The following is a 13932-nucleotide window of genomic DNA, read 5'->3' as shown; positions in this document are numbered from 1 at the left end:
AGGTTAAATTACTGAATGCAGAAGAACTACTTACGAAAAAAGCCCATTTCTAAAATTCTGGCGGATGTAGATCAGGGGTATGGTGACGGAGAGAATCCGGAAATGGGCAAAGCCCAACTCAACAAGGTGCTGACTGTAAGAGACCTCACGTTTATGGGGATCGCAGCAGTCATTGGCGCCGGCATTTTTTCAACGATTGGCGAAGCGGCTTTTAATGGTGGACCTGGAGTGACAATACTCTTCATACTTACAGCCATTACCTGCGGTTTTTCTGCCCTTTGTTATGCTGAATTTGCTTCGCGAATCCCGGTATCCGGCAGTGCATACACCTATGCTTATGCATCATTCGGGGAACTCATAGCTTGGATCATTGGCTGGGACTTGTTGATGGAATATGCAATTGGCAATATCGCAGTGGCTATTTCTTGGAGTGAGTACTTCACTAATCTTTTAGAAGGTTTCGGGATTCACGTCCCCTCCTATCTCACTATGGACTACCTCTCTGCCTTTAGGGCAAACGAGAGCCTTCAGCAACTTAACGCCTCTGGAAAGATTACGGAGATTACGGACGCAATGAAGTTCAATGCTGCCGCGTGGAATGCTGCTCCTGGTTTTGGCAATTTCAGGCTGATAGCAGACCTACCCGCGCTGCTGATTGTAGCCCTTATCACCTATTTGGTTTATATCGGTATACGCGAAACGAAAAGAGTCACTAACGCGATGGTGCTTTTAAAAATAGGGGTGGTCGTAGCGGTGATTGTTCTCGGTTTCTTCTACGTTACGCCGGAGAACTGGTCGCCTTTTATGCCCAACGGTTTTACGGGAGTAATGAAGGGGGTCTCCGGAGTATTTTTCGCTTATATCGGTTTTGATGCCATTTCTACCACTGCCGAAGAATGCGAAAACCCGCAGCGGGACCTTCCAAAAGGAATGATCTATTCGCTCATCATCTGTACGGTCCTCTACATTCTGATTGCCCTTGTCCTTACCGGGATGGTGAACTACAGCGAACTGCAGGTGGGAGATCCTTTGGCCTTTGTTTTCAAAAGGATCGGACTAGATAATATCAGCTACATTATTTCAGTCAGTGCGGTCATCGCAACCGCAAGTGTTCTCCTGATCTTTCAAATGGGACAACCCAGAATTTGGATGAGCATGAGCAGAGACGGCCTGCTGCCCAAGGCTTTTTCACGCATTCATCCCAAATACAGAACGCCCTCATTCTCCACTATCGTGACAGGAATCGTGGTAGCGGTACCTGCCCTTTTCATGAACCTGACGGAGGTAACAGACTTGACAAGCATCGGAACCCTTTTTGCTTTCGTACTTGTGTGCGGCGGTGTACTGGTTTTGGAGAAAGATCCGGAAAGACGGCCAGGAAAGTTTCGAATTCCCTACATCAACTCCAAATTCATTGTTCCGGGGCTCTTCCTTGCAGGATTGTTTGTTTTTCGAGGTTCGATAGCAGACTTGTTCAGCTACTCGGGCGATTGGCATACCTATAAAGATAGTCTTCCGTATTTTCTTTTCCTGATCCTGGCACTGGTAATGTCGGCCCTTTCATTTCTGAAAAATCTTTCATTGATACCTGTACTTGGCATGCTCAGTTGTCTATATTTGATGACAGAACTAGGGTACCAAAGCTGGGAAAGGTTTCTGATCTGGTTAGCTATCGGACTGGTAATTTACTTCAGCTACAGTTATAAGAACAGCAAACTACACAAGACTATCTAAAACAAATAAAGCGGGACATCCCGCTTTATTTGTTTATTCAATTCTTCTCAAATTGATATTATCCGGATTCGAGATAATCAGCGGCACTTTTTCTACCGTTACAAAACTTAAATCCAATCCAAAACCCCTCTCCTCCGAAAGACTCAGCCGCTTAAGGATAAAGTAATACGCCATAATAAGCCGCTCTCTCAGGTTCAGACGATTCGATCTCGATAGAACTTTCTCGAGGACTACGAAACGGAAATCCCCCACAATTTTGTATTTGTTAAGCGACTCGTATTTACTTGTAATGTCGACTTCTCCACGTCTAACGAGGTCTTCTACTACCAGGCGATACAGGACATTAATTCGTTGTTCAATACGGAATCCTAATTTGAAATCGATTCTGATCAGTTTTCCCGGAATCAGAAAATCAACTTTATATTCTGTTGTATACGGTTCGTCTGTCACATCTACATGCACAAGCCAGTAGACGTCTGCCCGCTTTGGCTGCTTTTGCAAAATGGAGTACATGATCTTTGACTCTATTTCTGAGTTGAAATTCGCACTCGTTAGATATACTAGTTGGGAAGCGTATTTCGGCACCGACGAGTCTTCAGTAAGTTCACTGATGATCTGATAGTAATCCTCAATCTCCACGAACTTTACGTAACGGTTTTTAATACGACGAGCATTAGTCCAGGCATACATCACCGAAAAGATCACCATCGATAGAAGCATGGTAAACCATCCTCCGTGGAGGAATTTGGCTAGGTTACCGGTTAGGAAAGTAAGCTCTAAAAGGCCATAGACTATGGCAAATAGTAGAATTAAATAAGTTGGGAACTTCTTTCTTTGCAGATAAACGCACATTAAGATGGTGGTCATCATGAATGTCAACGTAATAGCCAGCCCATAGGCGCCCTCCATGTTTTCAGATCGTCTGAAAATGAAAATTACCACCAAACATCCGAACCACAAAAGCCAGTTGATAGAAGGTACGTACAATTGCCCCTTTTGATTGGAAGGGTAATTAATTTTCACCTTCGGCCATAGGTTCAGGCGTACTGCTTCTGAAATCAAGGTAAAAGATCCTGATATCATCGCCTGACTGGCAATAACGGCGGCCAGGGTTGCAATACCAATCCCAAACCAAAGGAACTCGGGCGGAAAGATCAGATAAAAGGGATTCTCGCCATCTTGAAGACGTCCTCCCTGATGCTGCCACAACCAAACACCTTGTCCGAAGTAATTCAGCAGTAAACAACTTTTAACATAGATCCAGCTAATCCGGATATTCGATCTGCCACAGTGACCCAGGTCAGAATAAAGAGCCTCGGCACCTGTTGTACACAAGAATACAGCTCCTATTATAAATAATGCGGCGGGGTTGGTGCTGAGTATGTGGTAAGCGTAGTACGGATTCACCGCTTTTAGTATCTCAGGAAACTGTACCACATACAAACTTCCCACTACGGCCATCATGGTAAACCATACTAGCATCAAGGGACCAAAAGCCCTTCCCACCAAGGAGGTTCCGAATTGCTGTATAATAAAAAGCAGCGTAATGATTACAATAACGATCGGAATGGTCTGCAGGTCGGGGTAGAAGATTTGAAGTCCCTCGATTGCAGCTGACACTGTAATCGGTGGGGTAATCATTCCATCCGCCAACAGCGAAGATCCCCCGATCATCGCTGGAATAACCAACCATTTTGCCCTTCGCTTTACCAGCGAATACAATGAGAAAATACCACCCTCTCCCTTATTGTCTGCCCGAAGCGTTATGATGACGTACTTGATCGTAGTCTGAAGAGTCAACGTCCAGAAGATGCAGGATAGTCCTCCTAAAATTAAATCTGTCGTAATTAACCTGTCGCCAACTATTGCTTTGAAAACGTATAACGGTGAGGTACCAATATCGCCGTAAATTATCCCTAAACTTATGAGCAAGCCCGCGGCGGACAGTTTGTGAAGGTCTTTATGATTTGCCACCTATCTATTTGTTATAAACGGGCACAAAAGTACAGAACTAAAACAACTAAACAATGTTGATTTTCAATGTTTTTTAAAAACATTTCCGACATATCGGCTCAACTTTTGTTAAATATTGTTAAAAGAATCTAAGAAAAAGGTTAAGGTTAAGATTTTATTTTTTTTATTGATAGCTTTGTTAAAACACGCTGGATGAAAAAATTTTACTCACTTGCAACTACATTTTACTTACTACTGTTTACTGCACACGCATACAACAGTAGGATAAGTGGGCTTATGGTTCAACAGGGGGTGGATACGGCCAAAAAAGCGACAATAAAAGTAACTACCAAAATTACAGATACTCGGAAGGACAAGCCTGCGTATTTGAAAAACGGGGTAGCTGTAAACATTGTCCCATTCAAACCTGCTGCCATAAAGCCTGCCGGTACTAGTAGCACGACTTCCACTGCTAAACCAGCCAGTCCTGATTTGAAAGTAGTAAGCAACGTAAAAGTTTACCCAAATCCGGTTGCGGACCAGTTAAACTTGTCCTACTCGGTTAATAAGGATTCAAACGTTACCATTAAGATTATGGATGTTTTGGGAAACGAAATTGCTACCCTGCTTTCACAGCGTATACCTGCAGGAGAACAAGTGAACTCCTTTCCTATTGCCTCCAAGCTGAACAGCGGATACTATTTCATCCGGTTGGTGGTAGGCAACGAAACCGTAGTGAAGCGGATTTCTATCATGTAACACTCCTTTACTAAAGCTATGTTTAATATCTTCGCAGCATGAAGATTATAGCTGTAGGGCGTAATTATGCTGAGCACGCCAAAGAGTTGAATAACCCCGTTCCTGCTGTTCCGGTTATCTTTATGAAGCCCGACACAGCTGTTTTAAAAGATAATAAGCCTTTCTATCACCCCGACTTCTCCCAGGAAATTCATCACGAGATCGAAATTGTACTGAAGATTTCGAAAGAAGGAAAGCACATTTCGGAAAAGTTTGCCGGCAACTATTTCGAGGAAATCGGGTTGGGCGTTGACTTCACAGCCAGAGATTTGCAGCAACAACACAAAGAAAAAGGCCTCCCCTGGGAACTTGCCAAAGCCTTCGACAATTCTGCTCCTATCAGTAACTTCTTTTCAAAATCCCAATTCTCCGACCTTTACAACCTCAATTTCCATTTGGAAGTGAACGATCAAACAGTGCAAAAAGGCAACACAAAAGATCTGATTTTTTCGTTTGAGAGGTTGATTGCCTTTATCTCCCAATACATTACTTTGAAAAAAGGAGATCTCATTTTCACTGGTACACCTCATGGAGTCGGAAGAGTGAAAATTGGAGACAGGCTTACAGGTTATTTGGAAAATGAGAAGTTATTGGATTTTGAGATTAAATAAGATTAACACAAGCGCACTACTATTCATACTACTTACCTTAAGCGGTACCGTCACTATAGCTCAGGATATCTTGGTCAGCAAGGCCTATCCAAACGATTTTAGACCACCCCTCGATCTTGCTCCATCCCTTGCAGGTTCCTTTGGAGAGATACGAGGGAACCATTTCCACTCGGGGCTGGATTACCGAACGAACCAGCGGGAAGGATATCCCGTATACGCAGTTGCTGATGGTTTTGTATCCCGATTAAGGGTACAAGCCGGAGGCTTTGGATATGCGGTATATATTACCCATCCCAATGGCTATACTTCTGTTTATGCACATTTGCAGAGGTTTAATGATCGCATCTTCCAAACTGTTAATGACTATCAATATCGAAAACAGAGCTTTGAAGTCGATTTCCCCTTGCTTCCTATCGAAATTCCGGTAAAAAAAGGTGACATTATTGCCTGGTCGGGCAACTCGGGCAGCTCCGGTGGGCCGCATCTGCACTTTGAGCTCCGGGATACCCGAACCGAGGAAACAATCAATCCACAGCTTTTTGGTTTGGAAGTACCTGACAGGGTTAAACCCATTTTGACGGGAATGTACATGTATCGCTTGGGAGGAGCTCCATTTAGTGAGAAAACTCCTTCGCAGTATTTTCAGCTGGTAGGTGGCGATGGAAATTACCATTTGAACCAATCTCCTGTAATTCAGTTTGACGGAGAGGTAGGATTTGGCATTATGACCTATGATCAGCAGGTTCCCGGCGGAAATAAAAATGGAGTTTACTCGATAGAACTATACCTGGATAATGAAGTTATCTACGCTTCTGCTCAGGAAAAGTTTGCTTTTCATAACACCAGAGCTATTAATTCTCATATCGACTACCCGGCCTATATCCTTTACAAGCGAACTGTCCAAAAGAGTTTCATCGAGCCGGGGAATCCGCTTCAGATTTACAAAAAGGCTGTCAACCGCGGGATAGTTGCACTTCGGGACGACAGCATACACCAGATGCGGTACGTCATAAAAGATGCCCGCGGAAATACGAGTACCCTTTCTTTCAGAGTAAAAAGAAATCCAGCATCGTTTATTCAGGCAGAAGCTCCGACAGGACAGCAAAAATTTACCTTTGGAAGCGATAATAACTTTAGTACAGACTTGGTTAAAATATCAGTCCCCAAAGGCACTCTTTATTCGGATATCACCTTTCAGTATGCTAAAAAAAACCGTCGTGCCGGCTATTCTTCGGTGCACGATGTTCATAACCGACTAACTCCCCTGCATACCAACTACGATCTGTGGATCAAGCCAGAAACAGGCCTTCCCCAGCACTTGTTGGGCAAGGCGCTGATTGTAGATACGAGAGGAATATCCCAGGGAGGCAGCTTCGATGAAAAGGATGGTTTTGTTAAAGCGAGTCCGCGAAGTTTCGGTAGTTTCTACGTAACTGTTGATACCGTCCCTCCAAGTATCCGCCCTGTTAATATCAGTGATGCCAAGTCAATGAAGGGACTCGCCTCAATAGTATTTAAAATATCTGATAATTTATCCGGAATACGGTCCTACTCGGCAACGATCGATGGGCAATGGGTATTAATGGAGTTTGACGCAAAGACAGCCACACTGAAACATAGCTTCGACTACCGGACTTCTTCCGGAAAACATCTATTCCAGTTAATAGTTACTGATATGAAGATGAATTCAAGGACTTATACCGCATCATTTTATAAATAAAACTATGTCAGAATTAAAAGAAGGAGACAAGGCTCCGGTATTCACAGCGAAAGATCAGAATGGGAACACCGTTTCTCTTAGTGATTTTCTTGGTAAAGATGTAATTCTTTACTTCTACCCTAAAGACGATACTCCGGGCTGTACGGCTGAGGCTTGCGATTTTCGCGACAATTACCAATCGCTGCAACAAAAAGGCTTTACCGTCATCGGCGTAAGCACCGACGACGAGCAATCACACCAGAAGTTTATTAGCAAGTATCAACTCCCCTTCAGCTTGATTGCCGATACTGATCAAAAGATTGTGAACGACTACGGGGTTTGGGTAGAAAAGAATATGTACGGAAAAAAATATATGGGAACTGCCAGGAAGACCTTTATCATAGACAAAGAGGGCACCATTAAGAAAATAATTGATAAGGTAGATACTAAAGAATCGTCGAAGCAAGTTCTTGACCTGCTAAATGCCTGATACTGTGAGCCCCGCTTCTGACGAAGCGGGCTTTTCCTTTCTACTTTTTCCGTGAGCTTACCGCTACCGCAGTAGGCATCCCTGCATTTTCCGGCTTAATTTTTACAACTTTAAACTCTGTACGCCTGTTAAGCTGGTGCTCCCGCTCTGAGCATTTCACGCCATCACTGCAACGATTCACTAATTCAGTTTCTCCTAAACCTACAGCGCTTAATCTCGAGCTAGCAACACCTCGGTTTACCAGATATCGAATAGCAGATTCTGCCCGCTTCTGAGACAACCACTTGTTGTACGCTGCCTTTCCCCGAGCATCCGTGTGCGAACGCATCTCGATATTAACCCCCGTCACTTTATTCATGAAAGAGACTACCTTGTTGAGCTCATCGGTCGCATCGGGGCGGATATTCCATTTATTAAAATTGTAGTAGATATTATCCAGTCTTACCAAATATACATCGTCCTCTGCCTTTTCCAGCTCAAACTGAACATCAAAGACAGTCGACTCTTTGAGTCCTTTAGTGGATATTTGCCCCTCTTGCCGAGAATAAAGTTTATCCCTGTTCCCACTCACTACATAATCCATCTCAGGCTCCAGCTCGAAATAGAACTTTCCGGCCGCGTCTGACAGTGCTCTTGTTTGTTCTCCCGTCGTTTTATTTACTAATACAACTTCTGTATTGCTCAAGGCGCTTCCTGTTGCTTTATCTACAACTTCGCCCTTGATAGCAAACACTGGCTTGGAAACGTCCATAGAAAAACTATAAATATCATCAAGTCCCTTTCCACCGCCGCGATTAGAGGAAAAATAGCCATTGAATTCGCCAAGGAATAAAATTCCAAAATCGTCTTTGGTTGAATTTGTCGGCGTCTTCAGATTTTCTGGGAGCTTGAACGTATTATAACTACCCTGGGCAGTGAAAATATCCAGGCCACCCATTCCAACATGTCCTTTTGATGAAAAATAAAAACGCCCGTCGCTTCTTACTACGGGAAACACTTCATCCTCTGCTGTATTGATATTGGGACCACAATTTACAGGTTGTCCCCAAGCTCCATTTTCTGTCTTTTTGGATGCATAAAGGTCCATTCCCCCAAGCCCCCCAGGCATATCAGATGCAAAATAGAGGATTGAACCATCCGGGCTTAAAGCAGGATGCTGTATTGAATAATCGGGACTGTTTAATTCAAGGGGTCGGGGACTTTCCCAGGTATTACCACTTTGACGGGAGTAGTAAATCTTTTTTGTCACGATGGATGGACGATCTTTCTTTTTACCCTTAGGTGCTTCGGTCCTTGTAAAAAATACAAGGTCCCCGCTATTAGTGAACACAGCAGGTCCGTTGTGATAATCTTCATTCAAAACTGAAGAGAACGGCTGTAGGTTCCCCCCATTTAGGCTAGTAAGTTGATATATCTTCAGGTACGGATTTCCGGTCCAGCCAAATATTTCTTCCTTCTTTTTGCCTTTGGTTTTTTGAGAAAATAGTCGGTCTGAGGTGAAAACAATGCCTTCTTTGTAAATGACCGGTGAGAATTCAGAATACGGCGTATTCAGCGCAGATGCGTTCTCGATTTTTACATTTTGGTCGGGGTTTTCCGCCCACATTCTGGCAACATCCGTTGAATTAGCCAATCTCGTTGCTTCTCCGGCCTGAGCAGGTGCATTTTGGCCCCAAAGGGTGTAGTTGCGCTTAGCTTCTTCAAATTTTCCATTTTGCTTCAGCGCGTCGGCGTAATATTTGTAATTGATGGGATCAAATCCGCTGAAGGTCAGTACCTGCGCGTATGCCCGCTCTGCCCCTTCTGTATCGTTTATAAACCTATAGCAATTCGCTAGTTTTTGCGCAACCTCAAGGGAAGGTTTTTTGCGCATGATGTCTTCATAGATATCTAAAGCAAGCTTGTAGTCGTACTTTTCATAGTACTTGTTTGCCTTTTTAATGTTATCCGAAAAAATGTTCCCAGGAATTAATAAGGCAGCCGAACTAATTAAGAATACAAGCAATAGTTTTTTAACGGTCATGTTACAAGACTAAAAGTAGCGTGGTGTAAGCAGCGCTGTACTTTTCTTGTTTCCATTTAATACCACTCCTAATGATATTTCATGAGTTCCGTTGGAGTAATTTCCAAGATCGGATAAAGAGTAATCATAAGCATACCCTACACGGAACTTATTTGAAAAATATGTTTCTACCACACCTACCACCGAATTTTGGTGAAAAGTTCCGCTATTCAAACTGCTTTTTTTCCACAAATTAACACCCGTCCGGTAGGAAGCTCCAATCCAGAAAGATTCTTTCACCAGAAAGAAAGAGTTAACATCCAGATTAGTAGGGCCTTTAGTGTCTTCTTTTATAAGAAAGGAGGGTTTAAACTTAAAGTCCTCATTCAAATTAACCAGGTATCCGGCTGTTAAAAAGAAATGTCTGCCCTGCCGCACAACAGTGTTTCCTCTTCCTATCTCCGAGTCTCTTTCTATCTCCTGGTAGTTCATGGCCTTCGACATAAGATTAACTGCCGAGACCCCTGCGTAAAAGCGATTGTCACTGTAATAAATTCCAAAACGGCCATCAGGAACAAAATGCGTCTGATTAGCTGCCAGATTGGGATCGTTGGGATCAGCGAAGGTCGCATCAGAAGCATTTAAAACGTATTGACCAATACCTGCCGCCAGACCAAAGGATAGCCGCGCTCCTTCTTCACCTACTGGAAGGCGGTACGCATAATTTACATAAACCGAACTCTGCCGTTGCAGCCCGATCTTATCATTCACCACCGCCAGTCCTAATCCTACTTTGTTGTCCCTTCCAAAGGCACCGTCCAATACCAGCGATTGAGTTTTCGGTGCCCCCTGTAATCCCGTCCACTGATCCCGATGGAGGAGACTTGCGTTGATAGTTTCCCTATAGCCTGCATAAGCTGGATTAACTACCATCGTATTGAACATGTATTGACTGTATTGTGCATCTTGCTGTCCAACTACAAACGTCGAAAGGAACAGCAGAAAGACCGTTGGTAGATAGCGTTTCATTTTAATCTTTCTTTATCATGGTGATGAATCCCTTGTAAGTCTTCGTGTCACCGTTGATTTTCACGTTCAGAACATAGAAGTAGGTCCCTGCCTGCATGTTACCTCCGTCCCAGGCTCCGGCATTGCTATAACCACTCGTTCTGAACACTTCATCTCCCCACCTGTTGAAGATCGTCAGATCGTTTTGAGGGAAATAATCGATATTCCCGATTGTCCAGGTATCGTTTCTTCCATCTCCGTCAGGAGAAAATGCGTTGAAAAACGTAAATGGATTGCTGAGATCAGTGGTACTTGCAAAAGTGATGGGCATCTGATTGATCAGCTGCGCAGAGGTATACACCAAGCTCCTGTTTAGCCCCACATCAAAGTTTCCGTCTTCCACCGAAGATGGCAATTTCTCCCACATGGAATAGCTCCCCCAATTGATCACTTGAGGAGTATTGCTCTCCAGATCTTTATTCTGATAAAAGCGGACGTTGAATTTGGAGGATCCAAAATTGTGACTGATCAAGTAGAAGTAACGATCGGACACACTTTCAATATCGTAACGTTTCCTGTTTCGATCAAAACCTTCTAAGGAAGGGTCGATATTGTTAAGACTTGCTGAGAAACTATTTTCCTGCGTGTTCTCCGGCTCAAAGCTGATGGGCCGATATAAGGGATTATACGACAGGAAGTTAGGGTTATTCTTTAGTGAACCGAGCGGAAATAAATATGACGCCCCCTGATTCGTCTTTCTTATTAGATATCCTTTTTCATCTGTTGTTATAAAACCCGTAGTTCTCTTGATAGCATCAATTGCCGGATTTGAAATGGTAAGCGAAAATCGGGAAGCATGCAGCTGCTTGTCTTCAAGATAGAGTTCACCGCCAACTTCCGCATCCACTCCCAATGTTTTATCCCCATTACCGGCCAATCGCAAATTAACGAAGCTCGTCTTCGTCTTCCCGCCCAACTGCTGTTGGTTTCCGGACAACAGCACTTCACCGCTAGAGCCAGGAGCAAAAATCACAGAAGTCAGCGAATTGTTTTTCCAGTCTCCCTTCAGGTCAAAAAGTCCGGCATTTTTAATTTGACCTCCTTCATGGATATAATCGGTATCGACAAAAAACAGTCCCCCTGCATCCACCGAAATCGTCTGCCCGGTGTTGACCACCTGGGCCGATGCTTCCATGGAAAAGACAGCACCTAAAATCCATATGAGTGCGTTCTTCTTCATCTTATTGAATCACTGTTGCATTAAAAACAATTGGATTTGCGTCGATAGCAACACCACTAGCGTTGAAGAATTTGATTTCAACGGTATTATTGGCCGACACGCGGCTGTAGGAAATCAAAAGTCCGTCGGGAAGTTCTGTTTGTGGAGAAATATTCACTGAGCCACTTCCTCCAGCAGCCCCTCCCACAATGATTGTTTGTTTATACGCTGTACCGGGAGCGATAGCTGGCAGGTCTAAAGAAACGCTTCCTGCGATCACCTTATTCAGTTGCGATCCCCCATCACCTAGTTTGAACGTTCCTTTTACTTCAAATTTTGCCTGAGGATTAATTTCGCCTATGCCGACATTGCCGGAAGTTCCCTTGATGGTAAGACGGGTAACATTAAAGGTCCGAAGGTTAAGATCTACACCATTCGTTGTGCCCAGGAAATCACTGTTACTCGCCGTATTTCCTCCTTTTGCCCAGGAGTCGGAGGATACAGGCCCTTTTAAGTTACTCCCCGTGTATGACCACTGACCATTATCTTTTTTGTATACGTCGCCCGAAAGCAACTCCAGGTACAAGTCGCCATTTTTTCCTCTGATGTCGTCTGGTGCCAGTGCACCCGATCCCGTTAACCAAGTAGCGCCGTCTGCTCCTGGCGCTCCCTGTGGACCTTGAGATCCAGGGCTACCTTGTGGACCAGGTTGTCCCGGACTACCTTGAGGCCCAGTGGGCCCCGCTGGGCCAGTCTCTCCCTGATCACCTTTCGGACCCGCTGGCCCGGCAGGGCCTTGAATACCTTGCAACCCAGCTGGGCCGGCAGGACCAGTATCTCCCTGATCCCCTTTTGGACCTGCTGGGCCGGCAGGGCCTTGAATACCCTGGGGCCCCGCCGGGCCTGCAGGTCCAGTATCTCCCTGATCACCTTTTGGTCCTGGCAAGCCTTGTGGCCCTGGTAATCCTTGCGGTCCGGCAGGCCCAGCAGGTCCGGTATCTCCCTGATCACCTTTTGGTCCCGCTGGGCCAGGATCTCCCTGAATACCCTGCGGTCCTGCTGGACCAGCAGGACCTACTGCCCCCGGATCACCTTGCGGCCCTTGAATACCTGGTACCCCTTGCGGTCCTGCAGGACCTGCAGGACCAGTAAGCCCCATTGGACCAGCCGGACCGGTTGGCCCCACAAGTGATGCTAAAAACTGTTGTTCGGTTTTTCCCTGATTAATAACCTGAGAAGACCATAGCTGGTAGGCTGACTGCCCATTTATCGAGGTCAAAAACTCGGTTTCAGTCTTATTCGCATTCCCTGGAAATGTCTTCCAAAGCTCATAAGCCGACTGTCCGTCAGTTCCCCTTAGCGACGCTAAAAACTCTGCTTCGGTCTTGCCCGCGTTTCCTGGAAATGTTTTCCAGAGCTCATAGGTAGATTGACCATTAAGCCCATTACCTATATCCCACCATTTATCGCCCAACCAGTAGTTAAACCGATTGGAAGTAGTATTGTAAATAAGAAGACCGATGGCTCCCGCATTGCTAGTCCCTGATGGTAGCAATGTTTCTCGCTGGGCTTCGGAAAGCCTTGGGAGTAATATACCTTTGTTTGGAGATGTTAAGTCTAAGATTGCTTTAGGATTTGGAGCTGTGGTGCCAATTCCCACTGAACCGTTCTGTGCACTCGCAGCCTCGCTGCTGGCAACAATTACTCCAATGGCAAACACTGCCATTTTTGAAAACTTAGACAGGTTAGGTAAATTTTTTTTCATATTCGAACCCTCTGTTTGAGACGTTAATTTAGTTGATACGAATAGAAATCCGTGAAAAATTATTTCTCCAAAGATAACTATTTTTCACCTTTTTACGAATACAATTTGACAAGGTTACGTTTTCCACACTTTTCTTCAGATGTTAATAAATTTAACTAACCGAGCATTCGCCCTAAATAAGTAATTTAGCCGCTTTGTAAATCGTATGAACGCAGATATAAATAAACTAAACCAGGTAGCCACCCAGGTGCGAAGAGACATCGTACGGATGGTACATGCCTGCCAGTCGGGCCACCCGGGTGGTTCTTTAGGATGTACTGATTTCCTTGTTGCCCTTTACTTCGAGGTGATGAAGCACAAGCCTGAGTTCAATATGGACGGCCAGGGCGAAGACCTGTTCTTCCTCTCCAACGGACATATCTCTCCTGTTTTTTACAGCGTGCTTGCCCGTTCCGGATATTTTGATGTAGCTGAGCTTGCCTCTTTCCGTAAGCTGAACTCCAGGTTGCAGGGTCACCCTACCACGCACGAAGGCTTGCCGGGTGTACGTGTAGCTTCCGGATCTTTAGGTCAGGGACTCTCTGTTGCCATTGGTGCTGCTCTTACCAAGAAACTTAACGGCGACAACTCACTTGTCTTTACCCTTCACGGGG

Annotated in this window: 10 protein-coding genes and 1 pseudogene; 6 read left to right on the top strand and 5 right to left on the bottom strand. The window is 44.7% G+C overall.

Annotated features, from left to right (window positions below):
• The first annotated feature begins 15 nt into the window (after positions 1 to 15).
• On the top strand, positions 16 to 1734 hold the full coding sequence (locus J4N23_RS10540) for an APC family permease (RefSeq protein WP_207427137.1): 1719 nt from the start codon (positions 16 to 18) through the stop codon (positions 1732 to 1734).
• Between the two features lie 33 nt (positions 1735 to 1767).
• On the opposite strand, the gene J4N23_RS10535 is transcribed toward J4N23_RS10540, so the two are convergent.
• The gene (locus J4N23_RS10535) at positions 1768 to 3708 is read right to left on the bottom strand and encodes a KUP/HAK/KT family potassium transporter (protein ID WP_207427135.1); all 1941 of its coding nucleotides are present in this window, start codon (positions 3706 to 3708) and stop codon (positions 1768 to 1770) included.
• Positions 3709 to 3900: 192 nt separating this feature from the next.
• Here J4N23_RS10535 and J4N23_RS10530 point away from each other — a divergent pair, with 192 nt between their 5' ends.
• From J4N23_RS10530 to bcp, 4 genes are read left to right on the top strand one after another with little or no spacing between them, the layout of a single operon-like run.
• Positions 3901 to 4446, top strand: a complete 546-nt coding sequence (locus J4N23_RS10530; protein WP_207427133.1) for a T9SS type A sorting domain-containing protein — start codon at positions 3901 to 3903, stop codon at positions 4444 to 4446.
• 38 nt (positions 4447 to 4484) lie between these two features.
• Entirely contained in the window at positions 4485 to 5096 is a 612-nt protein-coding gene (locus J4N23_RS10525) for a fumarylacetoacetate hydrolase family protein (protein WP_207427131.1), read from the top strand.
• Positions 5065 to 6816 carry a M23 family metallopeptidase gene (locus J4N23_RS10520; RefSeq protein ID WP_207427129.1) on the top strand — a complete coding sequence of 584 codons (1752 nt, stop codon included), beginning with the start codon at positions 5065 to 5067 and terminating at the stop codon, positions 6814 to 6816. The genes J4N23_RS10525 and J4N23_RS10520 overlap by 32 nt, the downstream gene beginning before the upstream one ends.
• 4 nt (positions 6817 to 6820) lie before the next feature.
• A complete protein-coding gene (gene bcp / locus J4N23_RS10515; protein ID WP_207427127.1) occupies positions 6821 to 7285 on the top strand; it encodes a thioredoxin-dependent thiol peroxidase in 465 nt (154 codons plus the stop codon).
• 40 nt (positions 7286 to 7325) lie between these two features.
• On the opposite strand, the gene J4N23_RS10510 is transcribed toward bcp, so the two are convergent.
• The 4 genes from J4N23_RS10510 to J4N23_RS21165 are packed head-to-tail and all read right to left on the bottom strand — an operon-like array spanning position 7326 to position 13279.
• Positions 7326 to 9308 carry an OmpA family protein gene (locus tag J4N23_RS10510; RefSeq protein ID WP_207427125.1) on the bottom strand — a complete coding sequence of 661 codons (1983 nt, stop codon included), beginning with the start codon at positions 9306 to 9308 and terminating at the stop codon, positions 7326 to 7328.
• A 9-nt stretch (positions 9309 to 9317) separates the two neighbouring features.
• Positions 9318 to 10316, bottom strand: coding sequence for a type IX secretion system membrane protein PorP/SprF (locus J4N23_RS10505; RefSeq protein ID WP_207427124.1), 999 nt, complete (start codon positions 10314 to 10316; stop codon positions 9318 to 9320).
• Between the two features lies 1 nt (position 10317).
• The gene (locus J4N23_RS10500; RefSeq protein WP_207427123.1) at positions 10318 to 11535 is read right to left on the bottom strand and encodes a gliding motility-associated C-terminal domain-containing protein; all 1218 of its coding nucleotides are present in this window, start codon (positions 11533 to 11535) and stop codon (positions 10318 to 10320) included.
• A gap of 1 nt (position 11536) precedes the next feature.
• Positions 11537 to 13279: a hypothetical protein gene (locus tag J4N23_RS21165; protein ID WP_304622448.1), complete on the bottom strand. Its 1743-nt coding sequence runs from the start codon at positions 13277 to 13279 to the stop codon at positions 11537 to 11539.
• A 205-nt stretch (positions 13280 to 13484) separates the two neighbouring features.
• On the opposite strand from J4N23_RS21165, the pseudogene J4N23_RS10490 reads away from it, so the two are divergent.
• Positions 13485 to 13932, top strand: a pseudogene (locus J4N23_RS10490) (transketolase); the annotation flags it as partial.

This window comes from Pedobacter sp. SYSU D00535 (genome assembly GCF_017355855.1).
In the GTDB taxonomy this organism is placed as follows: domain Bacteria; phylum Bacteroidota; class Bacteroidia; order Sphingobacteriales; family Sphingobacteriaceae; genus Desertivirga.
Note: the sequence above shows the minus strand (reverse complement) of the source record. Positions and strands in the feature narration are given on the sequence as shown.